This window comes from Aestuariivirga sp. (genome assembly GCF_047602625.1).
Taxonomy (GTDB): domain Bacteria; phylum Pseudomonadota; class Alphaproteobacteria; order Rhizobiales; family Aestuariivirgaceae; genus Aestuariivirga.
This window is the reverse complement of the sequence record NZ_JASGGV010000001.1, coordinates 24,346-49,645: the sequence shown is the minus strand read 5'-3', so window position 1 is coordinate 49,645 and position 25,300 is coordinate 24,346. Positions and strand designations below refer to the sequence as shown.

26 protein-coding genes are annotated in these 25,300 nt (G+C 62.0%); 12 read left to right on the top strand and 14 right to left on the bottom strand.

All coding sequences use genetic code 11. The features are described 5' to 3' along the window. Positions 1-33 precede the first annotated feature (33 nt). Both QM694_RS00260 and QM694_RS00255 read left to right on the top strand, forming a co-directional pair. A complete protein-coding gene (locus tag QM694_RS00260; protein ID WP_415004954.1) occupies positions 34-1,113 on the top strand; it encodes a trans-sulfuration enzyme family protein in 1,080 nt (359 codons plus the stop codon). After that, entirely contained in the window at positions 1,058-1,258 is a 201-nt protein-coding gene (locus QM694_RS00255; RefSeq protein WP_415004953.1) for a hypothetical protein, read from the top strand. Before QM694_RS00260 ends, QM694_RS00255 begins: the two co-directional genes overlap by 56 nt. Here QM694_RS00255 and QM694_RS00250 read toward each other — a convergent pair. The 5 genes from QM694_RS00250 to QM694_RS00230 form a co-directional block, all read right to left on the bottom strand. After that, positions 1,247-1,756, bottom strand: coding sequence for a CDP-alcohol phosphatidyltransferase family protein (locus QM694_RS00250; RefSeq protein ID WP_415004952.1), 510 nt, complete (start codon positions 1,754-1,756; stop codon positions 1,247-1,249). The two genes, QM694_RS00255 and QM694_RS00250, sit on opposite strands and share 12 nt — an antisense overlap. Further along, entirely contained in the window at positions 1,641-2,045 is a 405-nt protein-coding gene (locus QM694_RS00245; RefSeq protein WP_415004951.1) for a CDP-alcohol phosphatidyltransferase family protein, read from the bottom strand. The genes QM694_RS00250 and QM694_RS00245 overlap by 116 nt, the downstream gene beginning before the upstream one ends. Beyond that, positions 2,045-2,749 (bottom strand): phosphatidylserine decarboxylase, encoded by a 705-nt coding sequence (locus tag QM694_RS00240; RefSeq protein WP_415004950.1) that lies wholly within the window; start codon positions 2,747-2,749, stop codon positions 2,045-2,047. Before QM694_RS00240 ends, QM694_RS00245 begins: the two co-directional genes overlap by 1 nt. A 302-nt stretch (positions 2,750-3,051) precedes the next feature. After that, positions 3,052-4,923: an ABCB family ABC transporter ATP-binding protein/permease gene (locus QM694_RS00235; RefSeq protein ID WP_415004949.1), complete on the bottom strand. Its 1,872-nt coding sequence runs from the start codon at positions 4,921-4,923 to the stop codon at positions 3,052-3,054. A 4-nt stretch (positions 4,924-4,927) separates the two neighbouring features. Continuing rightward, positions 4,928-6,256 (bottom strand): LysM peptidoglycan-binding domain-containing protein, encoded by a 1,329-nt coding sequence (locus tag QM694_RS00230; RefSeq protein WP_415004948.1) that lies wholly within the window; start codon positions 6,254-6,256, stop codon positions 4,928-4,930. Positions 6,257-6,414: 158 nt separating this feature from the next. On the opposite strand from QM694_RS00230, the gene QM694_RS00225 reads away from it, so the two are divergent. The 3 genes from QM694_RS00225 to QM694_RS00215 all read left to right on the top strand — a co-directional run bounded on the left by QM694_RS00225 (position 6,415) and on the right by QM694_RS00215 (position 8,576). Next, entirely contained in the window at positions 6,415-7,014 is a 600-nt protein-coding gene (locus QM694_RS00225; RefSeq protein WP_415004947.1) for a TIGR00730 family Rossman fold protein, read from the top strand. A 191-nt stretch (positions 7,015-7,205) separates the two neighbouring features. After that, entirely contained in the window at positions 7,206-7,682 is a 477-nt protein-coding gene (locus QM694_RS00220; RefSeq protein WP_415004946.1) for a MarR family winged helix-turn-helix transcriptional regulator, read from the top strand. Between the two features lie 33 nt (positions 7,683-7,715). Next, the gene (locus QM694_RS00215; protein WP_415004945.1) at positions 7,716-8,576 is read left to right on the top strand and encodes a hypothetical protein; all 861 of its coding nucleotides are present in this window, start codon (positions 7,716-7,718) and stop codon (positions 8,574-8,576) included. A 44-nt stretch (positions 8,577-8,620) separates the two neighbouring features. Here the strand turns inward: QM694_RS00215 and QM694_RS00210 are convergent, their stop codons facing one another. From QM694_RS00210 to cysS, 5 genes are all read right to left on the bottom strand, one after another. Then, positions 8,621-9,934 carry an alpha/beta hydrolase gene (locus QM694_RS00210; RefSeq protein ID WP_415004944.1) on the bottom strand — a complete coding sequence of 438 codons (1,314 nt, stop codon included), beginning with the start codon at positions 9,932-9,934 and terminating at the stop codon, positions 8,621-8,623. A gap of 236 nt (positions 9,935-10,170) precedes the next feature. After that, positions 10,171-11,094, bottom strand: a complete 924-nt coding sequence (gene rarD / locus QM694_RS00205; RefSeq protein WP_415004943.1) for an EamA family transporter RarD — start codon at positions 11,092-11,094, stop codon at positions 10,171-10,173. Between the two features lie 73 nt (positions 11,095-11,167). Continuing rightward, positions 11,168-12,745: a citramalate synthase gene (gene cimA / locus QM694_RS00200; protein WP_415004942.1), complete on the bottom strand. Its 1,578-nt coding sequence runs from the start codon at positions 12,743-12,745 to the stop codon at positions 11,168-11,170. 24 nt (positions 12,746-12,769) lie between these two features. Continuing rightward, the gene (locus tag QM694_RS00195) at positions 12,770-12,892 is read right to left on the bottom strand and encodes a hypothetical protein (protein ID WP_415004941.1); all 123 of its coding nucleotides are present in this window, start codon (positions 12,890-12,892) and stop codon (positions 12,770-12,772) included. Between the two features lie 217 nt (positions 12,893-13,109). Next, positions 13,110-14,504: a cysteine--tRNA ligase gene (gene cysS / locus QM694_RS00190; protein WP_415005745.1), complete on the bottom strand. Its 1,395-nt coding sequence runs from the start codon at positions 14,502-14,504 to the stop codon at positions 13,110-13,112. Between the two features lie 268 nt (positions 14,505-14,772). Between cysS and QM694_RS00185 the strand changes: the two genes are divergently transcribed. The 3 genes from QM694_RS00185 to QM694_RS00175 are packed head-to-tail and all read left to right on the top strand — an operon-like array spanning position 14,773 to position 17,401. Then, complete coding sequence (locus QM694_RS00185) at positions 14,773-15,630, top strand: DMT family transporter (protein WP_415004940.1); 858 nt, start codon at positions 14,773-14,775, stop codon at positions 15,628-15,630. Beyond that, positions 15,627-16,505 (top strand): DMT family transporter, encoded by an 879-nt coding sequence (locus tag QM694_RS00180; RefSeq protein WP_415004939.1) that lies wholly within the window; start codon positions 15,627-15,629, stop codon positions 16,503-16,505. The genes QM694_RS00185 and QM694_RS00180 overlap by 4 nt, the downstream gene beginning before the upstream one ends. Then, a complete protein-coding gene (locus QM694_RS00175; RefSeq protein ID WP_415004938.1) occupies positions 16,505-17,401 on the top strand; it encodes a DMT family transporter in 897 nt (298 codons plus the stop codon). Before QM694_RS00180 ends, QM694_RS00175 begins: the two co-directional genes overlap by 1 nt. Here QM694_RS00175 and QM694_RS00170 read toward each other — a convergent pair. Next, the gene (locus QM694_RS00170; RefSeq protein ID WP_415004937.1) at positions 17,398-18,093 is read right to left on the bottom strand and encodes a glutathione S-transferase N-terminal domain-containing protein; all 696 of its coding nucleotides are present in this window, start codon (positions 18,091-18,093) and stop codon (positions 17,398-17,400) included. The genes QM694_RS00175 and QM694_RS00170 overlap by 4 nt on opposite strands. 485 nt (positions 18,094-18,578) lie before the next feature. After that, complete coding sequence (locus QM694_RS00165) at positions 18,579-19,976, bottom strand: class II 3-deoxy-7-phosphoheptulonate synthase (RefSeq protein ID WP_415004936.1); 1,398 nt, start codon at positions 19,974-19,976, stop codon at positions 18,579-18,581. A gap of 190 nt (positions 19,977-20,166) precedes the next feature. On the opposite strand from QM694_RS00165, the gene QM694_RS00160 reads away from it, so the two are divergent. Continuing rightward, positions 20,167-20,418, top strand: a complete 252-nt coding sequence (locus QM694_RS00160) for a hypothetical protein (RefSeq protein WP_415004935.1) — start codon at positions 20,167-20,169, stop codon at positions 20,416-20,418. A 2-nt stretch (positions 20,419-20,420) separates the two neighbouring features. On the opposite strand, the gene QM694_RS00155 is transcribed toward QM694_RS00160, so the two are convergent. Beyond that, the gene (locus tag QM694_RS00155) at positions 20,421-20,636 is read right to left on the bottom strand and encodes a DUF2093 domain-containing protein (protein ID WP_415004934.1); all 216 of its coding nucleotides are present in this window, start codon (positions 20,634-20,636) and stop codon (positions 20,421-20,423) included. Between the two features lie 67 nt (positions 20,637-20,703). Between QM694_RS00155 and QM694_RS00150 the strand changes: the two genes are divergently transcribed. Further along, positions 20,704-21,933 (top strand): aminopeptidase, encoded by a 1,230-nt coding sequence (locus QM694_RS00150; RefSeq protein WP_415004933.1) that lies wholly within the window; start codon positions 20,704-20,706, stop codon positions 21,931-21,933. Beyond that, on the top strand, positions 21,930-22,313 hold the full coding sequence (locus QM694_RS00145; RefSeq protein WP_415004932.1) for a VOC family protein: 384 nt from the start codon (positions 21,930-21,932) through the stop codon (positions 22,311-22,313). Before QM694_RS00150 ends, QM694_RS00145 begins: the two co-directional genes overlap by 4 nt. Positions 22,314-22,573: 260 nt before the next feature. On the opposite strand, the gene xseA is transcribed toward QM694_RS00145, so the two are convergent. Next, complete coding sequence (xseA, locus tag QM694_RS00140) at positions 22,574-23,974, bottom strand: exodeoxyribonuclease VII large subunit (RefSeq protein ID WP_415004931.1); 1,401 nt, start codon at positions 23,972-23,974, stop codon at positions 22,574-22,576. Between the two features lie 69 nt (positions 23,975-24,043). Here xseA and purD point away from each other — a divergent pair, with 69 nt between their 5' ends. Further along, complete coding sequence (purD, locus tag QM694_RS00135) at positions 24,044-25,297, top strand: phosphoribosylamine--glycine ligase (RefSeq protein ID WP_415004930.1); 1,254 nt, start codon at positions 24,044-24,046, stop codon at positions 25,295-25,297. The last annotated feature ends 3 nt before the right edge of the window (positions 25,298-25,300 follow it).

Below are 25,300 nucleotides of genomic sequence, written 5' to 3'. Positions count from 1 at the left end.
TAGGCCGGGCGCGGTTGAAGGAAAGTACTCGGAATGAACAGCGGCAAATCAGGGCGGAATGACGGCTGGGCGGTGGAAACCACGGCTGTTCACGCAGGCGAACACGTGGACCCGGCCACCCGCGCCTCTTCGCCCAATCTCGTCATGTCAGTCACTTTCGCGCCTACGGAACTCACCGGCTTTTCAGCGCGGGACGAAAAGGATTACGAGGGCTTCGTCTATGCGAGGGTTGGCAGCCCCACGGTGCGGCAGCTCGAGGAAAAGCTGGCGGCGCTTGAAGGGGCCGAAGCGGCCCTCTGCTATGCCTCGGGCATCGGCGCCGTTCACGCGCTGATCGCCGGGCGCCTGTCCCAGGGCGATCATCTGCTGATGGCCGATACGAACTACGTGGCCGCCGCCGAACTGGCGCGCGATACGCTGCCGCGCTTCGGCATCGAGACATCTTTCGTCGATACCTCCCATGCCGAGGAGGTCGCGGCAGCAATCCGCCCCAACACCCGCATGCTGTGGCTCGAAACGCCCGCCAACCCGACGATGCGGCTGTGCGACATCGCGCTCCTCTCAAAGCTCGCCCACGCGAAAGGCGTGCGCGACGTGGTTGTCGATTCTACCTTCGCCTCGCCCATCGGCACCAATCCAATCGCACTTGGAGCCGATTTCGTGGTGCATTCGCTCACCAAATATATCGGCGGCCATGGCGATGCGATGGGCGGCGCGGTGATCGGCAGAAAGCGCGATCTCGATGCGCTAAACCTTGAAGCGAGTGTCCATTTCGGCGGCGTGCTGTCACCCTTCAATGCCTGGCTGATCCTGCGTGGCGCTGCGACGCTGCCCCTCCGCATGCGCGCCCATGAAGAGTTGGCGTTGGCCGTGGCCCGCCACCTCGAAGCTCATCCGGCGGTGAAGCGCGTTTTCTATCCCGGCCTCGCGTCCCATCCCCAGCATGCGCTGGCCAAACAGCAGATGCGCAATTTCTCCGGCATGATGACCTTCCAGACCCATGAGCCGGGCGTCGAGGCGGCGCGCCGCATGGTGAAGGAGCTTGAGGTCATCCACTATGCCGTTCTCGCTTGGCCATCACCGGAGCCTGGTCTGCTGGATTTCCACCGATGATATCGAGCGCACCACCTTCCGCCATGATGAAGAACAGCTTCGCCGCTACCGGAGCTATGCGGGCGACGGCGTGTTCCGGCTGTCGGTGGGGATTGAAGCGGCAAGGGATATCTGCCGCGACCTCGACCGCGTGCTAGCCCGCTGAGGCTTTGGCGTCCGCCGCCTTGTGGCGGCGGTAACTGCGGATACCAAAGGGGATCATGCCGAGATAGAGAATCCCGAAAATTGTGAGGGTTTCCCACGGATAGGAAATCAGCAGCACGATGGCGAGCGCGGTGAGCCCAAGGATCGGCAGCACCATGTCGCGGGGAATATAGCGACCCAATGTCTTGCCGGAAAAGGTCGGCACCTTGCTCACCATCAGGATCGCCACGGCAGCCACATAGACGGCGACGAGCAGAGCATATCCCCGGCCCTCATAGACGAAACCCTGAAAGCCCAGATACATGGGGAGCATGGCAAGGCCTGCACCCGCTGGTGCGGGGGCGCCGGTAAAGAAACCCGCCGCCCAAGCCGGCTTGTTCGGATCATCCAGCGCCACGTTCAATCTTGCCAGCCTGAGAGCGCAGCAGATGGCCAGCATAAGTGCAATGATCCAGCCGAAGGTGTGCAGCCGGTTGAGGATCCAGAAATAGAGCAGCATGGCCGGGGCCACGCCGAAATTCACGAAATCGGCCAGCGAGTTCGAGTTCGGCCCCGAAGCGCGATGTGCCTTTGAGGAATCGCGCCAGCCGCCCGTCCACGGCGTCGAGGATGATCGAGATCATCACCGCACCCACCGCCAACTCAAACCGCCCCTGAACGCCCAGGCGGATCGCCGTGATGCCGCTGCACAGCGCCAGCAGCGTGATGAGGTTGGGAAGAAGGAAGCGCACCGGCACGCGCTTGAAGCGCGGCGAGCGCATGTTGTCGAGCGGATGCTCCTCGTCCATCAGCTGCGCCTTGCCATGCGTTCGCCTTCGCTGGAGGCGAGATCGGCCAGCACGGTTTCACCCGCAATGGCCCGCTGGCCGGTACTGACAAGCGCGCCTGCGCCTTTGGGCAAGTAAACGTCCACCCGGCTGCCGAAGCGGATCAGGCCGAAGCGCTGCCCAGCCGCCAGATGATCGCCCTCGCCAACGAATTTCACGATGCGCCGCGCGACGAGGCCGGCGATCTGCACCACGCCGATGCGGCGGCCATCGGCCATGTCCAGTGTCAGCGCCTGGCGCTCATTGTCCTCGCTCGCCTTGTCGAGTTCGGCGTTGATGAACTTTCCCGGCACATAGGCGATGCGGCGGATCATGCCATCCACGGGTGCCCGGTTCACATGCACGTCGAACACGTTCATGAACACCGAGATGCGAGTGATGGCCTCGCGCGGAAGGTCGAGTTCGGACGGTGGCATCACCTGCTCGATCGCACTCACCACGCCATCGGCGGGCGAAATGACAAGCCCGGCGCGCAATGGCGTCACCCGCTCGGGATCGCGGAAGAAATAGGCGCACCACAGCGTCAGGATCACACCCAGCCAGCCAAGCGGCGTCAGGTTCAGCCAGAACAGCACGAGCGTGACGGCGGCGAAAATGGCAATGAACCGCCACCCCTCACGGTGGATCGGCACGAATGATTTCTGGATACTATCGACGATGGACATGAGGGCATGCTCTAGCCGCTCAAACAGGCTTTGCAAAGATATTCGACAGGCCCAAACGCCATGGGGCACGGAAGGTCCCCACCCCCGTGCCCCATGTGTGCACCGTTGTTTTATGGTGCGTGTTTGCCGCCTTGATGCGCCCCGGCTGTTCCACCTGCCGGTACCGCATCCCCCTGTGGCATGAAGCGATCATGCCCGCCGAATATGAACAAATGGCAAGAAACCCGGCATTTGAGGCTTATTCGATTTGAATTTGCGGAGTGAGGCTTAATGGCGGGTCAGCGATCAGGGTGACCCAAATCTTACTCGCCCGCCTCTGCCATCTCCGCTTCACCAGCCTCTTTCAGCCTGGCGCGCGCCTCGTCCACCTCGCGCTGGCGGTTCCACATGCTGGCGTAAATGCCCTTCCTGCGCAGCAGGCTGCGATGGGTGCCACGCTCGGCGATCACGCCCTTTTCCAGCACGATGATCTCGTCAGCATCGACAACGGTTGAAAGCCGGTGGGCGATCACCAGCGTCGTGCGGCCCGCAGAAACCGTTTTCAGCGCGTTCTGGATGTCCTGCTCGGTGCGGCTGTCCAGGGCCGAGGTGGCCTCGTCGAGAATGAGGATCGGCGGGCCTTTGAGAATGGTGCGGGCAATCGACACGCGCTGCTTTTCGCCGCCCGAGAGCTTGAGGCCGCGCTCGCCCACCAGCGCGTCATAGCCCTGCGGCAGGCTCATGATGAACTCATGAATTTGCGCCAGTTTTGCCGCTGCTTCCACCTCTTCGTCGGTGGCGTCCGGCCTGCCGTAGCGGATGTTGTAGCGGATGGTGTCGTTGAACAGCACGGTATCCTGCGGCACCATGCCAATGGCGGCGCGGAGCGAGCTCTGCGTTACCCCGGCAATATCCTGCCCGTCGATCAGAATATGCCCAGCCAAAACGTCATAAAAGCGGAACAGCAAGCGCGAGATCGTTGATTTGCCAGCACCGGAAGGCCCGACGATAGCCACCGTATGGCCGGGCGTCACGCGGAGCGAAAAATCCTTCAGGATCGGGCGTTCCCGGTCATAGGCAAAGCTCACATGATCGAACGCCACTTCACCCGCCGAAACCGTGAGCGGCACGGCGCCCGGCTTGTCGGCCACCTCGATATTGGTGCGCAGCAGCTTGAACATCTGCTCCACGTCGATCAGCCCCTGCTTGATCTCCCGGTAGGAGGAACCGATGAAATTCAATGGCATGTAAAGCTGGATCATCAGCGCGTTGATCATCACGAAATCGCCGACGCTCGCCTTGCCTTGCGAAATCGCCACCGCCGCCATGGCCATGACGAGGGTGAGGCCCACCGAGAAGATCGCCGCCTGCCCGGCGTTCAGCGTCGCCAGCGAAATCCAGGTCTTGACCGCCGCCTTCTCATATTTCGCCATCGACACGTCGTAGCGCGTCCACTCATGCGCCTCGTTGCCGAAATACTTCACCGTCTCGAAATTCAGCAGGCTGTCGATGGCCTTGGTGCTGGCGTCATTATCAGCCTCGTTCATGGTGCGGCGGATGTTGATGCGCCATTCGGTGGCGAGGTAAGTGAAGAGGATATAGCAGAAAATCGTCACCAGGACGACGGCGGCGTAGAGCCAGCCGAAGGACCAGCACAGCGCCCCCGCCACCAGCCCGATTTCAAGGAGCGTCGGGAAGGTGTTGAACAGCGAAAAGCGCAGCACCGTGTCGATGCCTGCCGTGCCGCGCGAGACGATGCGCGACAGGCCGCCGGTGCGCCGTTCGAGATGGAATTTGAGTGACAGCATATGCAGATGCCGGAAGGTGCGGATCGACACCTCGCGCACCGCGCGCTGCCCCACCTTGGCGAAGATCGCGTCGCGCAATTGCGCCAGGGCCACCATCAGCACCCGGCCAATGCCATAGGCCAGCACCATGATGAGCGGCAGGCCGAGCGCGATGGCTGTTGTCCCCCCCTTGGCGCTCAGGCCATCGGTTGCGTATTTGAAGAAATAGGGGGTTGCCACCGTCACGATCTTGGACAGCAGCAGCGCCACCATGGCGATGATGACGCGCAGCTTGAGATCGGGCCGACCTTCCGGCCAGAGATAGGGCAGCAAATCCCTGATGATCGCCCACTGGTCACCATCGCCCAGGGCGAGCCCGGCGGGCGATGGCGGGGTCTTACGCGTCATGATTTCAAGGCGTTGCCGTGGTTTCGCCGGGCTGCAGGGGATCGCGGCGCAGAGGATCGATCTTTTCCGGCGCCACCACGCCCGGCGTGGCGAAAACCTGGCCGGGATAGATCATGTCGGGATTGCGGATGCGGTCTTTGTTGGCCTCGAAGATCACCGTGAACTTGGTGCCTTCGCCATAGATCACCCGCGAGATGCGCCAGAGATTGTTGCCGGGCTGGATCACGACGCGGCCATCCTTCGGCTCGGCCGTGCCGCTTCCCGGCGCATCGCTGGTGGCGGCGGAGGCCACCTTGGTCTGCTCTTCGCGGAAGAAGGGCAACTCAATGCGGCTTTTGACCTTGCCTTGCGCATCAAGCCCATCAACGCGGAGCGTATGCTTGCCGGGGCCGATGGGTGCGGAGCCCGCGAAGGTCCAGGTGCCGTCATCCCCCGTCACCGCATCCCCGGCGCGGGTGTTGTCGACATAAAGCCTGGCCGTGCTGCCGGGCGTGCCGCTGCCGGAGAAGACGATGTTGCCCTTGGCATCATAATCCACGGCATCAAGGCTCACCGGCTTGTTGCCGATGGGCAATTTGGCAACAATAGCGGTCTTGTTGGAGGTATCGGTGGCCGTCACAGTGGCGGCGGGCGCTTCGGCCACGGCGGTTTCGGCGGCGGGTTTCTGGAGAATCCTGGTCGGCGCGTCGGGGCTGATGACCGCGACCAGCGCATCGGTCTTGGCCTCGCCCGGCACGATGACGGCGACGGATTGATCGGACTTCTTCGCCGCTCCGGCGTCTCCATCCGTGGCTTCCAGCGTCAGCGAACCGCTGCCGGGCGGCAGCGCCTTGTCGGGCGTCACCACGAAGGCGCCATCGGAATTGGCCACCGCATCGCCGATCGCCTTGCCGTCCAGCATCACCGTGACCTTGGCGCCCGGATCGGCGCGGCCGGCGATCAGCGCATCGCCGGTTTTCTCGACGCGCACGGTATCGAAGGTGGGCGTGCCGGGGGCTTTCGCCTCAACCGTCGCCGGCTCCACCTTGGCGGCGGGGGCGGGCTGCTCGACCGCCGCAACCTTTGTTTCGGCTGGCGTTTCTGACTTGGCGGGGGCGGCGGTATCGGTGGTGGCCGCTGCCGTTGTTGTGGTGGCCGTCCCCGGCTGTTCGGCGGCGGTACTGCCGTTCTGCGCCTGTTGCTGGCCGTTCAGGGTCTTCTCGGTGCCGACGGTGGCGAGCTGATCCGGCGGCATCCAGTGTTCGCGCGCCTGCATTCCGATCACGGCGGCAATGGCGGCCGCAGCAATACCCCCCACAATGGCCAGCGGGGTTTTGGGCTTCATCTCACTCATGTCGGGCCGTCCGATCCTGTCATCCGCCCCTGTGGCGAATAATGCCCTCGCTCGCGGGTGCTGATGGCCTTATTAAGGCCCGGCGCGCATTTCTGCAAAGATTTCGCTGGCAATCCGCCGGGAATGCTGCGCATCACCCCGTGAAAGAGGTCCCGTCAATGTCTCCATCCCGTAAGCTTTGCGTCTATTGCGGTTCCGGCAACGGCCGCAACCCCGCCTATCTGGAGGCGGCACGGGCGCTTGGCACCGAGATGGCGAAGGCCGGGATCGGCCTCGTCTATGGCGGCGGCAGCGTGGGGCTGATGGGCGAAACGGCAAGGGCCGTGCTGGACGGCGGCGGCCATGTGACGGGCATTATCCCGACCTTCCTCGCCAGCCGCGAGCGCATGCTGACCAACACCAACGAACTCATCGTGACCAATGACATGCATGAGCGCAAGATGACGATGTTCGCCAGGTCTTCCGGCTTCGTGGCGCTGCCCGGCGGCCTTGGCACGCTGGAGGAACTGGCAGAAATCTCCACCTGGGCGCAATTGGGCCAGCACCGGAAGCCCATCATCCTGTGCAATATCGAGGGCTATTGGGACCCGCTGGTGACGCTGCTCGACCACATGCGGGCCGAGAAGTTCATCCGCGAGGGCATGGACTTCACCATGGACGTGGTGAAGGAGGCGAAAGATGTGGTGCCCGCCTTCGAGCGCCGCCTCAAGCTCTCGCCCGAAAAGGTGCCGCAGGAAATCCTGATCTCCAAAATGTAGGCATAAATTTTTGCCCCTACGATGTTTCATGTGAAACATTTCCCAAGGCCGGAATCATTGCACTTTTGGATGCATTTCCGCGCAAAAATGCCCGTTGTAGCGTGATTTTTCGTTGATTTTCGGAGGTGTAAAGATGCCATTTTGCGGCCGGCGGGATTGACTCTGTCAATTCATTATGGAATATTATCCTAGTGACCATTCTCCGCCTCAGTGTCCACCCGCCCCTCCCCAAGGCTCCCGAGCCCGAGCCTTCGCCGGGCGAGGTGAAGCGGGCGCTGAAACGGCTGTGGCCCTTTCTCGCGGCATGGCGGCAGGCGGAGGAGGACGCGCTGGCCTCCGCCACCCTGACGCGGACACAAGCCCGCCTGCTCCGCGCCATCGTGCGGGACAGGCCTGAGAGCCAGCGGGCGCTGGCTGAAGCCGTGGGCATGGACCGGGCGCAGGTAAACCGCACGGTGAAAGCGTTGGAGGAGCTGGGCTTGCTCACCCGAAGGGGCCGCAACGCCCCCGCCGCCACGCGCTCAGGCCTCACCCTCGCCCGCAGCCTCGGCCGGCACGAGGCCAAAGCGCGGCGAAGGCTGATCGCGGCGCTTCCGGTGGAGGTGAAAGTGGGATTGGTGAGGATGGTGGAGCAAGCCGAGGCGCCATTGCCGGATAGCCGAGACTAACTTACACAGGAGAACTTCGAGACGGATGTTCCCGTGATGCCGCCAGATCAGGACAATGAAGCCGGACGCCGCGCAACATGGCGGCGGGAAAATATCGCAACCATCGTGTGGATGGCGCTTTTCCTGATGCCGCCGATGCTGGTCGTCAACTCAAGCGCTGTGACCCGTTTTGCCTGGTATGGGTTCTTTGTATTTTTTGTTGTTCTCGTTCTCGCCACCGCATGGTCCACCCGCCCCTCACGCATTTCTCAACGCGGCATCGAGGGTTTTTATGGCGTGACCTCGCGTGTGACGGCTGGCAAATATATTTCGTATTTCGCGGCGACCGTCTTGGTTCTCGGATTGTCCGTCGCATTTGCCAATATAACATCAGCGGATGGCATCACAGCAGCAATCGCCACAGCGTTTTCGGCGACGGCGCGGCCTATTTTTCCGTGGATCGGTAATTTCCGGCTTGCAAGAGCATCCTGGGATATTCCGCCTGCAGAAAGCCTCAAGATCGAAGCCATGATGGCGTTATGGTTTGTGGCATTTGCCATTCTAGCCATCCTCACATTCATCATGCGAAGGCGCCTGGCACCGGAGCAGCGCGCCCAAAACGCCCGTGCCACCCTCAACAGGGTGGTGTCTCCACCTCACTCGACACCAGGATTGGTGATCAGGATACTTTTCTCCCTCTGGTGCGCTTACTGCGGATTTACCGGCCATCTCAACTTTGGCGGCTTCGGTAGCAACCCATGTATTGTCGACACGAGATGTTACGCCGGGGATGACCTGCTGCTGATCAGCGCGGCCGTCATGCAAGCCTTCTGCGCCATCGGATTCGGCGCTGCCGTCGTCATGTATGGGGCCCAACTGGGACGGAAATATTTTCCAACTCTCGCAACGAAATAGCGTTCACACTTACACGTATGCATGAAGAAAGATGCAACGCGGCATCAGCGCCCAAAGGTTTCACTGTCGATATCTAGAATTTTGCAAACATGTTGTCTGTTCGGAGTTGTATAAGGATTGACTTTCAACAAGTTGTCGCAAGAAAATAGCGCGTATTCTGCCGCATCGGCGCCGGTGGCCGCACCTGCCGCATAGGCTCTTGTGGTTCCGTATTGCGCCCAGGCCTTATGCGGTGACGCGGTTTTGTATTCCAGAAAATCATTTGACTGATCATCGGCCCTCTCACTCGACGGCTCAGGATTATGAGAAATGGCTACTGGATTGGCCTTGAGAAACTTTCCCAAAGCCTCGGAAACTCCGGGCCACCAGGGAGCAACGTCGTGCCCATGTCCCGCAACTGACAATGTCTCGGCTTTTACGTTGCCGATCAGATTGTTGCAGTAGGCGGAAAAGGATTTGCTTGTCTTAGCGCTGGCCGCAAAAGGATCGTCCGACCCCGCGATGACAAGAAGCGGCACTTTTTTCGCGACGTTCAGTGCAAAACTGTTTCCAAACCCGCATTGCGCTCCGGTTACGATGATCCCATCAACCTTCGTGCCCAAGCCCTGAACGACACCGCCACCTTCGGAATGACCTTGAAGAATGATCGGAAGCCCCGGAAATTGCCGCCGCAGCGTTGCAACAGAACGGCGGGCCTGCGCCATACGAATCTTAAAGATAGCTGTCCTGTCATCCGCCCTGTTCTTCGGGGTTCCGCACACTTCTTCAGGGCGCTGTTCTGCAAAGCTATCCGGCATAAACACAAGATAACCTAAGCTCGTATAGAAATCGGCCCAGGCGATTTGCCACCCGGAAACGCCTTGCAGCCAATTGCAGCCGAGCTCGAAAAGGACAATTCCGCGCGGCTTCCCGGCAGGCTTCCATGAGGGCCCTGCCTTGAGAGGAATATCATCGCCTTTGGCGATATCATTTAACCCTCCGCCTACCGTAACAAACTTTAACTTGAAGTCATTGTCTTCAACCAAGACGCGGCAGGCTTTATCCTTCAACTCTGGAAAATCCTGTGCTGCCGCCTCATTGCAGAACTGAAGCGCCTTTTCCGTTGCGTCTTGTTTGGTCGCAGCAGACCAATTCGGCTGCCAATATCCTCCCGGCCCCACAACAATAACTTTATGCTGCGGCACGTTCGGATAGATATTCATCAAAAAATATTCAAAGAAGACATCGGCATGATAGGCTTCCTCGCTTTTGGCGGGCGCTGCATAACACACCATTAAAATCAGAAAGTTGAGAAAAATGCGTGTTGAGAGTTTGCTGAGAACCTGCGCGTCTGCCGACAGAAATCGATAAGCAAACATGTTCGGCTAGACTCCGGACAAATGCGCAAGCAATTCTTCATAGCAAGATTGCAGGAACTTCTGTGATGCCGGAATTTCCCACGGCGCAACACATCACGTCAATGGATTAAACCACTAATCTCATACGGCAATAGCCCATGAACAAAGCGGGATGCCTGCCTGCGCAGGCATGACGGATGGTGCGGTGGGGCGTTGTGTCTGCTCCGTTCAGAGGCGAGGGCAGCCGCTTCTGCCCGCTACACAGGCTCAGCCGCGGGCCTTGCCCGGAAGGCGGAGACCGAGAAGATGGCGAGGGCCAGCCAGATGATGGCGAAGGAGATGAGTTTCCAGATGTTGATCGGCTCGTGGAAGGCGAAGACGGCGGTGAGGAATACCAGCGACGGCGAGATATATTGCAGGAGGCCGGCGGTGGAATAGCGGATGCGGCGGATCGAGGCGGCGAAGAGGGTCAAGGCCGCTGTCGTCATCACGCCGCAGCCGATGAGCATCAGCGTGTCCTTCACGTCGGTGCCGAAAAATGCCTGGCCCTTTTCCATGAGCCACCATTGTGCGCCGAGAAGCGGCAGCGCGATGATGGCGGCTTCAATGAAGAAGCCCTGCGTGGGGCCGACCGGAATGGTTTTGCGCAGGAAGCCATAGAGGCAGAAGGTGGAGGCCAGCATCAGCCCCAGCCACGGGAACACGCCCGCCGCCACCGTTTGCACCAGCACGGCGATGACCGCCAGCGCCAGCGCCACGATCTGCGGCTTCGTGAAGCGTTCGCCGAGGAAGAGATAGCCCATCACCACGTTGAGCAGCGGGTTGATGAAATAGCCGAGGCTCGATTCGAGCGTGCGCCCCGCCTGGATAGACCAGATATAGAAGCCCCAGTTGAAAACGATAAGGCCGGAGGTGAGGGCCAGCGTGGCCAGCATGCGGGGGTTCGACACCGCCTTCATCACATCGCGCCATTGGCCGAGATACCACACGAGGCCGAAGGCGATGGGGAGCGACCACAGGCCGCGGTGGACGGCGATCTCCACCGGCGAGATGTGCCGCATGAGGCCAAAATAAAACGCCATGCCGCCCCACACGAGATGGGCGAGGACGGCCAGCAGCACGCCCTTTTCGGACTCTGTCATCGAACGGGCGGGCACGGCGGCTTCGGGAATGGCGGACATGGCATGCGCATAGGCTTTGGCCCGGCTTCGGGCAAACCCCGGCTTGTCATGTCACGCATGAGCGGCCCGCATGTCAGTCGCCTTGGACGCCTTCATGCAGCAGCTTGTAGATGATGGCATCCGACAGCGCCTGGAAAGAAGCGTCAACGATATTGGGCGACACGCCGACGGTGAACCAGCGGTTGCCTTGTGCATCGCGGCTTTCGATCAGCACGCGGGTCGTCGCCCCCGTGCCGCCATTGAGGATGCGCACCTTGAAATCGGCCAGCTCCATGTCCTCGATGAAGCGCTGGAAGCGGCCCAGGTCTTTGCGCAGCGCCACGTCGAGCGCGTTCACCGGGCCGTTGCCCTCGCCCGCGTTGAGGAAGGTTTCATCGCCCACCTTCACTTTCACCACGGCTTCGGAGACCATCTCCTTCTCGCGCTCCTCGACGATGACGCGGAAGGACACGACATCGAAATAATGCGGCACGCTGCCCAGCGTGCGCCGGGCCAGAAGCTCGAAAGAGGCATCGGCGCCGTCATAGGCATAGCCCTGCGCCTCGCGCTCCTTCACATCGCGGAGCAGCGCATCGAGGCGCGGATCATCCTTCGCCACGGCCATGCCGATCCGCTGCAGTTCGGCGATGAGGTTGGATTTCCCCGCCTGATCAGACACCAGCATGCGGCGGCGGTTGCCGACGCTTTCGGGCGTGACGTGCTCATAGGTTTCGGGTTCTTTCAGGATCGCCGAGGCGTGGATGCCGGCCTTGGTGGCGAAGGCGCTCTTGCCGACATAAGGCGCCTGCGCGAAGGGGGCGCGGTTCAGAAGCTCATCGAAGCTCCGTGACACATGGGTGACCTGCTCCAGCCTCTCCGCCGAAACGCCCGTCTCGAAACGCTCGCGGAAGAAGGGTTTCAGCACCAGCGTCGGGATGATGGAGATCAGGTTGGCATTGCCGCAGCGCTCGCCGATGCCGTTCAGCGTGCCCTGGATCTGGCGCACGCCCTCCTCCACCGCGGCCAGCGAATTGGCCACCGCCTGCTCGGTGTCATTGTGGGCGTGGATGCCCAAATGCGATCCCGGCACGGATTTCGTCACGGTACGGACGATTGCGCGCACTTCCGACGGCAGCGTGCCGCCATTGGTGTCGCACAGCACCACCCAGCGCGCGCCTGCATCATAAGCGGCACTGGCACAGGCCAGCGCATAATCCGGGTTGGCCTTGAAGCCATCGAAGAAATGCTCGCAGTCGATCAGCACTTCCTTGCTTGCGGCGCGGGCGGCCTCCACCGTCTGGCGGATCGCGTCGAGGTTTTCGTCATTGGTGCAGCCCAGCGCCACGCGCACGTGATAATCCCAGGACTTGGCCACGAAGCAGGCGGCCTTCGCTTTCGCGGCGAGGATCTGCTGGAGGCCCGCGTCATTCGAGACGGAACGACCCGGCCGCTTGGTCATGCCGAAGGCGGTGAAGGTGGCGCGGGTTGGGCGCTCCTCGGCGAACAGCGCCGTATCCGTCGGGTTGCCGCCGGGAAAGCCGCCCTCGATGTAATCAACGCCAAGCTGGTCGAGCAGGCCCATCACCACGAGCTTGTCATCCACCGAGAAATCCACCCCCGGCGTCTGCTGCCCATCGCGCAGCGTGGTATCGAAGAGATAGAGACGTTCCATGTTATTTTCTTTTTCCGGGCTGCATCAGAGCAGCCCCTTCCAGTGCAGGATGAGATAGACGGCAAGCGCGATCACGATGAGTTTCAGCGCGATGTACCAGAGCCAGCGTTTTGGAAACGGCAACTTGTCCCGCCATACCTCTTTCATGCCCTTCTCCCCCTGCGGGAGAAGGTGACGCGGAGCGCCGGATGAGGGGTCACGCTGACGGCTGCCGCTCTCCCGGCCCTGCGCTTGCGCTCCGGGCGTTCGGGGCTCGAAATGGTCCACTGGACCATTTCGCGAGACGCCCCTCTCCCCCTCATCCGTCTCGCGCTCACGCGCGATCCACCTTCCCCCGCGAGGGGGGAAGGCGAAAAGGTGATGCTCATCGCTTCACCTCCCAGCTGGTGGTGCCGTCCTTGTTGTCCTTGATGGCGATGCCCATGGCGGCCAGTTCATCGCGGATGCGGTCGCTCTCCGCCCAGTTCTTCGCCTTGCGGGCTTCGAGGCGGGCGGAGATGAAGGCGTCAACGCGCGTTGCGTCTATATCAACTAGCTGTTTTCGCGGCGCTAGTCCGAGCAAGTCCAACGAACGAGAAAACTCAGATAAGCGCTTGTTATGATCAGGACGAGATTGCAGTGCGGGATTAGCAAGATCAGTCGCCAATCTGTGCAGAGCGGAAAACGCTTCTGGCGTGCTTAGATCGTCCTGAAGCGATTCCAACACTTCAACATCAACGGCTGATTGATCGTAGTCTGCCGAGAAGCCGATTTCCAGCGGCACATACCATTTCTGGAACTTTTGCAGACTACTTCTGGCCTCGATCAATTTGGATCGCGTCCAGTCAATAGGTTGTCTGTAATGAGTCAATAACATTGAATATCGGGCGAACTCTCCCGGCCACTCCTGCAGCACATCATTGATCGTCACGAAATTCCCAAGGCTCTTGGACATTTTCTGACCTTCGACCTGCAGGAAGCCGTTGTGCATCCAGGTTCTGGCCATCACGCTCGTTCCGAAGGCGCAGCGGGATTGGGCGATTTCGTTTTCGTGGTGGGGGAAGATGAGATCGAGGCCGCCGCCGTGGATGTCGAAGACCTCGCCCAGATAGCGGCTGCTCATCGCCGAGCATTCGATGTGCCAGCCGGGGCGGCCGCGGCCCCAGGGGCTGTCCCAGCCGGGTTCCTCGGGGCTTGAAAGCTTCCACAGCACGAAGTCCGCGGCATCGCGCTTGTGGGCGTCCACCGCCACGCGCGCACCCGCCTGCTGGTCTTCCAGCCGCCGCTGCGACAGCGCGCCATAGTCCGGCATCGAGGGCACGCTGAACAGCACTTCGCTGCCCGCCTGATAGGCATGGCCGCGCGCGATCAGTGCACGGATCATCTCGATCATGCCGGGGATATTGTCGGTGGCGCGCGGCTGAACGGTGGGATCGAGGCAGCCCAGCGCTTTCACGTCGGCGAAGAACTGGCTGGCCGTCTTTTCGGTGACGTTGCGGATGGCATCGTTGAGCGGCAAATCTGGGAAATCACGCAAAGCCCGTGCGTTGATCTTGTCGTCCACATCGGTGATGTTGCGCACGTAGGTGACATGGCTTTCGCCATAGAGATGGCGGAGCAGGCGGAACAGCACGTCGAACACGATGACCGGGCGGGCGTTGCCGATGTGGGCAAAGTCATAGACGGTGGGGCCGCAGACATACATGCGCACCCGCTCCTTATCGAGCGGCTGGAACTCTTCCTTCTGGCGCGTCAGCGTGTTGTAGAGGCGAAGCGGCATCATGGTCCTCGGGGCGCTTGCCGGCCCGGGGATCGCTTCATCTGAGGTTCAAGTCAAGCGGCGCCCTGCCAGCGGTTTTCGGCTAGCTGCAAATAATGGCGCTGCAAATCGCAGCTTTGGCGCGGGCGGTCGTCATTGCGCGCGCACCATGCGTCAGCGCGGTTTTTCCGTCAAGCCTTAAGCAAAAGCAGGGTTGCCATGCCGTTTCCAGCCTGTTCCGGGCTTGCGCCCCCGGCTATCCATGGGCCGGGGAGAGAACTCGAAGGACGTGGCCGGGCAACAGCAGCAGATCGGGCGGGCGGCGCTGTGGATGGCGGGCTGGCTGACGGCCACGCTCTCCACCACCGTGGCGGGGCGCGAGCTGACCCATGCCATGTCGGTCTTCGAGCTGATGATGTTCCGGAGCGTCATCGCCACGCTGATCCTGCTGCCCTTCGTGCTGGCCAATGGCGGCATCCGGCCAAGGCTCTCGCAGCTCAAGCTCCACGCCATCCGCAACACGCTGCACTATGGCGGGCAATATGCGTGGTTCTCGGCCATCATGCTGATCCCGCTCGCCGAGGTGATCGCCATCGAGTTCACCATGCCGCTGTGGATCGCCATTCTGGCCACCGCCTTCCTGGGCGAGCGGATGACGGTGCCGAAGGTTTTTGCTCTGGTGGTGGGCTTCACCGGGGTGCTGATGATCGTCAAGCCCGGACATACGGCGGATACGGGCCATGCCGTGGCGCTGGCGGCGGCGCTGCTGTTCGCCTGCACCGTGACGCTGACCAAATACATCACAAGGCGCGACACGGCGCTGACCGTGATCTTCATGATGTTCAGTATGCAGAGCATTCTGGGTGCCGTTCCAACTTATCTGACATGGGTTTCGCCGCCCGTGACGGCCTGGCCATGGATTGCCGTGGTGGCGATTGCCGGAACAGTGTCGCATTACTGCCTGTCGAAAGCCATTTCGCTGGCCGATGCCACCATCGTGATGCCGATGGACTTCCTGCGCCTGCCGCTGACGGCACTGGTGGGCTTCTGGCTCTATGCCGAGGGCATTGATTTATGGTCCATCATCGGGGCCATCCTCATTCTCGCCGCCAACACCATCAATCTGCTGAAGGCGCGCAGCGCATGAACGCCGGGGACCGTGCATCACACCGCACCGGCCTGATCCTCGTGGGAGCGTCGGCGCTGTTCTGGTCGCTGTCGGGCTTCTTCACGCGGGCAATTTCCGCCGACCTGATGACCATGCTGTTCTGGGGCGGGATTTTTTCGGGCGGCATGGTGCTGGCGGTGTTCTTCCTGATGGAGCGCGGCAACGCCGTTCCGATCCTCAAGAACCTTGGGCTTTCGTCGCTGGGCGTGACCTTCTTTTCCGCCATGGGCCTCATCGCCGGCATTGGCGCGTTCCGTTACACGACAATCGCCGAGGCCATGGTGATCTATGCCACCGTGCCCTTCGTGACGGCAGGCACGGCATGGCTTTTCCTGCGCGAACGCGCCTCTTACGCCACGCTGGTGGCCAGTGCCGTGGCGCTCACCGGCGTCACCATCATGCTGGCGGGAAGCGACTGGGGCGGCAGCCTGCTGGGCAAGGCGCTGGCCGTGGTGATGACGCTGTGCATGGCGCTGCTGACCACCATCATCCGGAGCGAGAAAACCGTGCCGATGCTGCCCGCCATGGGCGCTTCATCCTGGCTGAGCGCCGCGATCTGTTTCTTCTGGGCGCATCCGATGGAAATCAGCGCGCGCGATTTCTGGCTCTCCGCCCTGTTCGGCGCGGTGCAGAACGCCATGGGGCTGGTGCTTTATACGCTGGGCTCGCGCCGCATCCCGGCTTCAGAGGCGACGCTGATCGCCGCGCTGGAAGTGCCGCTCACCCCCTTCTGGGTGTGGCTTGTGTTCAACGAAACGCCGGACATCTGGACGATTATCGGCGGAACTATCGTGTTCTCGGCGCTGCTCGGCTATGTGCTGCGCGAGTTCCGCCGCAGCGAGGCGAGGGTGTGATGACCGAAAGCCGCAGATCGCACCGCATCGGGCTGATCCTCGTGGCGCTGTGCGCGCTGTTCTGGTCATCCGCCGGACTGTTCACGCGCTTCATCGGCGCGGACCTGATGACCATGCTGTTCTGGCGCGGCATCTTTTCCGGCTCGGCGGTGTTCCTGCTGTTCTTCGCACTGGAACGCGGCAATGCGCTGGGAATTCTCAAGCGCATGAGGCTACCGTCGCTGGGCGTGGCGTTCTTTTCCGCCATGGGCATGGTGACGGGCATCGGCGCCTACCGCTTCACCACGGTTGCCGATGCCATGGTGATCTATGCCACGGTGCCCTTCGTGACGGCGGGGATGGCCTATCTGCTGCTGGGCGAAAGACCCACGCGCTCGACGCTCATCGCCGCCGCGGTGGCGCTGATCGGCGTGGCAATCATGCTGTGGGGCAGCCCGTGGGGCGGAAGCCTGATCGGCAAGGGGCTGGCGGTGCTGATGACGCTGAGCATGGCGAGTTTCACCACCATCATGCGCGGCAACCGCGATGTGCCGATGCTGCCGGCCATGGGCGCTTCCGCGTGGCTCTGTTCGGCGTTCTGCTTCTTCTTCGCGCAGCCGTTCAGGATCAGCGGGCAGGATTTCTGGCTCTCCGCCGCCTTCGGCGTCATCCAGAACGCCATGGGGCTGGCGCTTTATACGTTCGGATCGCGCCGCGTGCCTGCGGCGGAAGCAACGCTCCTGGCGGCGCTGGAAGTGCCGTTCACGCCCTTCTGGGTGTGGCTGGTGCTGGGCGAAACGCCCAATGCCGCCACGCTGATCGGCGGCGCCATCGTGCTCCTGGCCCTGTTCGGCCATATCCTGATGGAGTTCCGGGGCAACCGCCAGGCCGACCCGGAACCGTTCCGGGCGGGCTAGGCCTTCACCGTCGAGGCGCTCTGGCCGAACAGCACTTTGCGCTCTTCGTCGGTCATCGGCTTTGAATAGGACGGGGCCACGCCATTATAGGCGCGTTCCACGGCGGGCCTTGCCTTGATGCGCTCGAACCAGCGCTTGATATTGGGAAACTCGTCGAGGTTTTGCTTGTGGCTCTGGTGCGGCACGATCCACGGATAGCTGGCCATGTCGGCAATCGAATAATCCCCCGCGATATAGTCGCGGTCAGCCAGACGTTTGTTGAGCACGCCATAAAGGCGGCCCGTCTCCTTGGTGTAGCGCTCGATGGCATAGGGGATTTTTTCCGGCGCATAGGCGTTGAAATGCCCGTTCTGCCCCGCCATCGGCCCCAGGCCGCCCATCTGCCAGAACAGCCATTGCAGCGTTTCAAACCGCCCGCGCAGATCCTTGGGCAGAAACTTGCCGGTCTTCTCCGCGAGATAAAGCAGGATCGCGCCGGATTCGAAGACCGACAGCGGCGCGCCGCCATCGGCCGGATCATGATCGACAATGGCAGGCATGCGGTTGTTGGGGGAAATCTTGAGGAAATCGGGCTGGAACTGGTCGCCCTTGCCGATGTTCACCGGCACGATCTTGTGCGGCAAGCCGGTTTCTTCGAGGAATATCGTGATCTTGTGGCCGTTGGGGGTTGGCCAGTAATAGAGGTCGATCATCCCGTGCACTCCAATCTGTAATCCCGGAGGAAACAGATTTAGGAATGCGCGGGATGAACGTCCAGTTCCGATTGCGCGCCTTTCGGCATGGCAGGCAGGCCCAAATAATCGAACTGCTATGCTTGCAGGCAGGAAGATTTCGACCTGCTCAAGCACTTCCCCTTCTGTCAGCCCGGATATTTTCGGCGTCGAAAGGAGAAACAGGGCGTCATGCAAACCGGCTTCCCGCTCTTCAGTTGATGCGGAAATCCTGATGTCATCCCTGAATTCGACAGCATTTGCCCAGGCCACGCCCTGATCGAATGTCAGGTCGCCTGTGCGCATCCGCCGGATAACATTCAGGATGTCCGTGGCGGTGAGCGCGACCGGTTCTTCCTCATAGTCGAAAGGAAATCCGTTCAGCCGGATGCGAAGAAGCTCCGGATCGCCACGGCATGCAATCAGCATGCGGACGATTTCCAGACGAGCTTCCTCGCCCTGCACCTTTACTCCGCCGCTTCGGCGGCTTCGTCGTCGTCCAGCTTGGGGCGCGAGGCCATTTCCTTCTTGATCTCCTCGGCCACCAGGAAGGCCAGCTCCAGCGCCTGGGTGGCGTTGAGGCGGGGATCGCAGAAGGTGTGATAGCGGTCGTTCAGGTCCTCATCGCGGAGCGCCCGGACGCCGCCCGTGCATTCCGTGACATCCTTGCCGGTCATCTCGACATGGATGCCGCCGGCATGGGTGCCCTCGGCCTGATGCACGCTCATGAAGCGGCGCACCTCGGCGAGAATCGCCTCGAAGGGACGGGTCTTGTAGCCGCTGGTCGCCTTGATGGTGTTGCCGTGCATGGGATCGCACGACCACACGACGACGCGGCCTTCGCGCTTCACGGCACGGATCAGCTCGGGCAGGTGCTTTTCAACCTTGTCGGCGCCGAAGCGGGCGATGAGCGTGAGCCGCCCCGCCTCGTTCTCGGGGTTCAGCTTGTCGATCAGGCGGATCAGGTCATCGGCTTTCAGCGACGGGCCGCATTTGAGGCCGATCGGATTCTTGATGCCGCGGCAGAACTCCACATGGGCGTGATCGGCCTGGCGCGTCCGGTCGCCGATCCACAGCATATGGCCCGATGTTGCGTACCAGTCGCCGCTGGTAGAATCGACGCGGGTCAATGCTTCTTCATAACCCAGAAGCAGCGCCTCGTGGCTGGTGAAGAAATCGGTGGAGCGAAGCTGCGGCGCGGTATCGGCATTGATGCCGCAGGCGCGCATGAAGCCCAAGGCCTCGGTGATCCGGTCAGAGAGCTCCTGATAGCGCTCGAAAGCGGGCGAATCCTTGAGGTAGCCAAGTGTCCACTTGTGGACATGCTCAAGGTTGGCATAGCCGCCCTGGGCGAAGGCGCGCAGCAGGTTCAGCGTGGCCGCCGATTGCCGGTAAGCCATGATCTGGCGCTCGGGATCGGGCTGGCGGGCTTCCAGCGTGGCATCCGCGCCGTTCACGATGTCGCCCCGGTAGATGGGCAGTTCCTGCCCGTTCACCACTTCGGTGGGCGAGGAGCGCGGCTTGGCGAACTGGCCCGCGATGCGGCCCACCTTCACCACCGGCTGGCCGCCCGCGAAGGTCAACACCACCGACATCTGCAGGAAGACGCGGAAGAAATCCCGAATGTTATCAGCGGAATGCTCGGCAAAGCTCTCGGCGCAATCGCCGCCCTGCAGCAGGAAGCCCTTGCCTTCCGATACCCGCGCCAGCTTGCGCTTGAGCTTCCGCGCTTCGCCCGCGAAAACCAGCGGCGGATAGCCTGCAAGCTGCTTTTCGACATCCGCGAGCCTTGCCTGATCCTTGTAATCCGGCATCTGGACGACGGGGAGTTTCCGCCAGCCGTCCGGTGTCCAATTCGTAACCATCTTCTTACTCCACGGCCCAAAAGACGCAGGTTCCGACTAGTCTGCGCTTCCCCGGCCAATTGCAAAAGGTGCGGGCTTATACACGCCTTGTTATGGCTATTCCAGCCCACAACACAGGCTGCAACTGAAAGTTAAGACCGGCCGTGGCATACACAAGGGCCGAACAGAGACCCGATCAAAGATAGCTGTCATGTGGAATACCATCATCAACGCGCCGTGGTACCAGTTCTACAACGTGCTGGCCGATGGCAATCCGCCGATGATTTTCAAGCTTCTGGCGCTGAACACGGTCGTCTTCATCCTGTTTATCGTCCGGCGGGCCAAGGGCGTGCACACCATGCCGTCGCGCACCGCCATCGCCGTGCAGAGCCTGCTGCTGATGGCCAACGGCCTCATCCTGTTCCAGGATGAAATCCAGGCGTCGCTGAGCCGCATCCTCTAAATCTAAAGCCGCTTCAGCAATTCGCCGAAGGCCACCGCCGCCGAGCGGTATGGCACCTGAAGACCGACGTTCCAATAGCGCAGCATGTCGAGCCGGATCGCCTCGCCCGTCACGGCGCAGCGCACGAACTCACCCTCGCGCATCACCTGATAATCGGCATCGAGATAGCGGAGCTTCGCCTCGCGGGGCTGGGGCGTCAGTGGATCGTGGAGGTTCATGGAACGCATCCTAGACCCGCGCGCGGCGGATTTGAAGCGGGCGCGCGGCTCGGCTAAGAGAGCGCCCATGACACATGACCAGCTTCTCGATGCCTATGCCAAACTCACCGTGCGCTCCGGCCTGAACATTGCGCCCGGCCAGCAGCTTGTGATCACCGCGCCCGTCGAGGCGGTGCCGCTCGTCCGGAAGATCACCGAACATGCTTACAAAGCCGGCGCCAGTCTGGTGACGCCGCTGTTCAACGATGAGCAGAACACGCTGGCGCGATTTAAATATGCTTCGGACGAAAGCTTCGACACGGCTTCCGCCTGGCTGTTCGAGGGGATGGCTGCGGCCTTCAAGGGCAATGCGGCGCGCCTTGCCATCATCGGCGAAGACCCGGCCCTGCTGGCCAGCATCGACCCCGAAAAGGTGAGCCGCGCCAACCGGGCGCGCTCCAAGGCCTATCGCCCGGCGCTGGAAATGATTTCGAGCTTCGCCATCAACTGGAACATCATCGCCTATGCGACGCCCTCATGGGCGAAGTCGGCGTTCCCGGGACTGCCGCCGGACGAGGCGCTGGCAAAGCTCTGGGCGGCGATCTTCAAATGCACCCGCGCCGACCTGCCCGATCCCGTGGGCGCGTGGGCCGCGCACTCGAAAGCCCTCCGTGAACGGACGGATTTCCTCAATGCCCGGCGCTATTCGGCTCTCAAATACAAAGGCCCCGGCACCGATCTGGTGATCGGCCTCGTGGAAGACCATGAATGGAAGGGTGGCGCGTCGATGGCGCGCAACGGCATCATCTGCAATCCCAATATCCCGTCCGAAGAAGTGTTCACCATGCCGCACCGGGAACGCGTGGACGGCAGCGTGCGGGCCACCAAGCCGCTCTCCTATCAGGGCACTTTCATCGACGGCATCCGGGTGCGCTTCGAGAAAGGCCGGATCGTCGAGGCCCATGCGGAGAAGGGCGCGGACGTATTCCAGAAGATGATCGCCACCGATGAAGGCGCGGCCAGGCTTGGCGAAGTGGCGCTGGTGCCGCATTCCTCGCCCATCTCGGCGTCGGGCATCGTGTTCAACGAAACGCTGTTCGATGAAAACGCCGCCAGCCACATCGCCGTGGGCCAGGCCTATATGGACAACATGAAGGGGGCGGCGGGCCTGACGCCCGAAGAGCGCCTCGCCAAGGGCATGAACGCCAGCCTGATCCATGTCGACTGGATGATCGGCTCGGGCGAGATCGACATCGACGGCATTCTGGCGGACGGCAAGCCCGAAGCCCTGATGCGCAAGGGTGAGTGGGTGGCGTGAATTTCAATCAGGCGACGCTTCCCGCGCGTGATCTTCAGGCATCGGTTTCGTTCTATGAGGCGTTGGGGCTGATCCTCGTCGTCCGCACCGAAGACTATGCGCGGTTTGAACTGCCGGATGGCGAGGCCACGCTTTCGCTGTCGCGCGTTGAAGCAACGGAGGTCAACAGCGCGTCAGGCATTCACATCTATTTTGAATGCGAAGACCTCGACGCCCGCTATGCCGCACTGACGGCAAAAGGCATGGCCTTCGAGAGCGCGCCGGAAGACAAGCGCTGGCTGTGGCGCGAAGCGTGGATGCGCGATCCTTCCGGCAATTCCATCTGCCTCTATTGGGCCGGCAAGAACCGCAAAAATCCGCCGTGGAGGATTGAGGGTTAGATCCACCTTCTCCCCTTGCGGGAGAAGGTGGCGCGAAGAGCCGGATGAGGGGTCGCGCTGATTTCACCACGCTTCAGCCGCCTCTACGTCTTCCCCTCCGCGCCAGCGGGGGGAAGAAGGGGACCCATCGCTCTTGCGATGGGGGAGAAGAGGGGCATCCGGATTCTGTAAAAAACATCCGTTGGCCCCTCTCCTCCCCGTTGCTCCGCAACGGGTCCCTTCCCTCTCCCCGATAAATCGGGGCGAGGACAATGTGGTGTTCAGAACAGCGAGCCTTGTTTGGGGCCGCTGTCTTCTTTTGCTTTCACCGTGCCGTCGGCGAATTCGATTTCCATTCGCTGTCCGGGCACGACAGACGCAGCGGTGCGGATGAGGTTGCCGTTCATGTCCTTGACCAGCGCGAAGCCACGGCGGAGGACGGATTTGTGATTTAGGCTGTCAAATAGTTTCCCTTGGCTCTCAAGCGCCTGACGCCGGCGCTCCAATATCACCCGCACGGCGCGGGCTGCGGTGCGGGACAGGCGTTCGAGCGACTTGGAGGCCCTGGCGATCTGCTGCTGCTGCGGTTTGAGCGACAGCCGCCCCGCCACGCGCTCGAAGCCCGAGCGGTGAAGCTGCGTGTTGGCGCGGAGCGCCTGCGACAGGCGGCCTGCCGCCGCATCGTGGCGCTGGCGGGCGAGAGCCAGAATCTCATCAGGTTTCGGCAAGGCGCGCGCGAGGTTGCGCACGGTGCGCTTGCTATCCTCAAGCCCGCGCCACAGGCCGCCCGACAGGCGCGCATCGAGCTTCGCGACGCGCTCGACGAGGTCCGCCCGCACCGGCACCACATGCTCGGCCGCCGCCGTGGGCGTGGGGGCGCGCAAATCCGAGACGAAGTCGATGAGCGTCGTATCAGTTTCATGGCCCACCGCCGAAATCAGCGGAATGACGCTGGCCGCCACGGCGCGCACCACGATCTCCTCGTTGAAGCCCCACAGATCCTCAAGCGAGCCGCCGCCCCGCGCCACGATCAGCACATCGGGCTTCACCGCCATGGCGTTGAATCCGGCGATCGCCGCCGCCACTTCCGCCGCCGCCGTCTCGCCCTGCACGCGCACCGGCCACACCATCACATGGCGGGGAAAGCGGTCATTGAGGCGGTGCAGGATGTCGCGGATCACCGCCCCCGTGGGCGAGGTGACCACGCCGATGACGCGCGGCAGATAGGGAATGGGTTTCTTGCGCGCCTGATCGAACAGGCCCTCGGCGGCGAGCTTCCGCTTGCGCTCTTCGAGCAGCGCCATGAGCGCGCCGATGCCCGCCGTCTCCACGTTCTCGATGACGATCTGGTAAGAGGATTTGCCGGGATAGGAGGTGATCTTGCCGGTGGCGATCACCTCCAGCCCTTCCTGCAATTTGCCGCGCAATTTCGAGAAGGTGCCGCGCCACACCACGGCGTCGAGCTTGGCGCCCTCATCCTTGATCGAGAAATAGCAATGGCCGGAGGAATGGGGCCCCCGGAAGCCGGAAATCTCGCCCCTCACCCGCACATGGCCGAAACGGTCCTCCAGCGTGCGCTTCAAGGCGTGGGAAATCTCGCTCACCGAATATTCGGAGAGATTGGGCTGCTTCCCTTCAAGAATTTCGCCGGTTTCGGGATCGTGGTCCCAGGCCTGTGACATGGTGCAAATCGTCTCTTTGATTCCCGCCCATCAAATGCGAGAAGGCGCGCAAAGGCAAGGATGGCCGGGATGAACATACTCTTGATCGGCGGCGGCGGCCGCGAACATGCCCTCGCCTGGGCAATCTCCAGAAGCCCGCTGTGCGGCAGGCTTTATTGCGCGCCGGGAAATCCCGGCATCGCCGAGGTGGCGGAACTCGCTGATGTGAAAGTGACGGACCACGCCGCCGTGATCGATTTCTGCCGCGCGAAGGACATCGGCTTCGTGGTGGTGGGGCCGGAAGCGCCGCTGGTGGCGGGACTGGGCGATGATCTGCGGGAAGCGGGCATCAAGGTGTTCGGTCCTTCCAAATTCGCCGCCCAGCTTGAAGGCTCCAAGGGTTTCACCAAGGATATTTGCGCGAAGTATAATATCCCGACCGCCGCCTATGGCCGCTTCCATGATCAAGCATCGGCGCGCGCCTATCTGGAAAAACACGGCGCTCCCATCGTCATCAAAGCGGATGGGCTGGCGGCGGGCAAGGGCGTGACCGTGGCCATGACGATGGATGAGGCAATCTCGGCGGTGGCCGATATTTTTTCCGGCAAGTTCGGCGGTGCTGAATGCGTGATCGAGGAGTTTCTTGAAGGCGAGGAGGCGAGTTTCTTCGTGCTGACCGATGGCGTTCATGCGCTGCCGCTGGCCACCGCGCAGGATCACAAGCGGGTGGGCGATGGCGACACCGGCCCTAACACCGGCGGCATGGGCGCCTATTCCCCGGCGCCCTGCATGACGGAGGCGCTGTGCGCGGAGGCGCTGGAAAAGATCGTCAAGCCCACCATCCGCGCGCTCTCCGACATGGGGCACCCCTATTCGGGCGTTCTTTATGCGGGGCTGATTCTCACAAAGGACTGCCCCAAGCTCATCGAATACAATGCGCGCTTCGGCGATCCCGAGTGCCAGGTGCTGATGATGCGGCTTGAGGACGATGTGGTGCCGCTGCTGCTTGCCTGCGCCGATGGGACGCTGGATAAAATGAGCGTGCGCTGGAGCCCACAGGTGGCGCTCACCGTCGTCATGTGCGCCAAGGGCTATCCAGGGGACGTGGTGAAGGGCACGCCGATCAAGGGCGTGAAGGACGCGGCTGCGGATGGCGTTGAGATTTTCCATGCTGGAACGGCGTTGAAAAACGGCCAGCTTGTTTCGGCGGGTGGCCGGGTGCTGAACGTCACCGCACTGGGGCACACGGTGAAAGAGGCGCAGCAGCGCGCCTATGCGGCGGTCGACAGGATCGACTGGCCGGAAGGCTTCTGCCGCCGGGATATTGGCTGGCGGGCGCTCTGAACC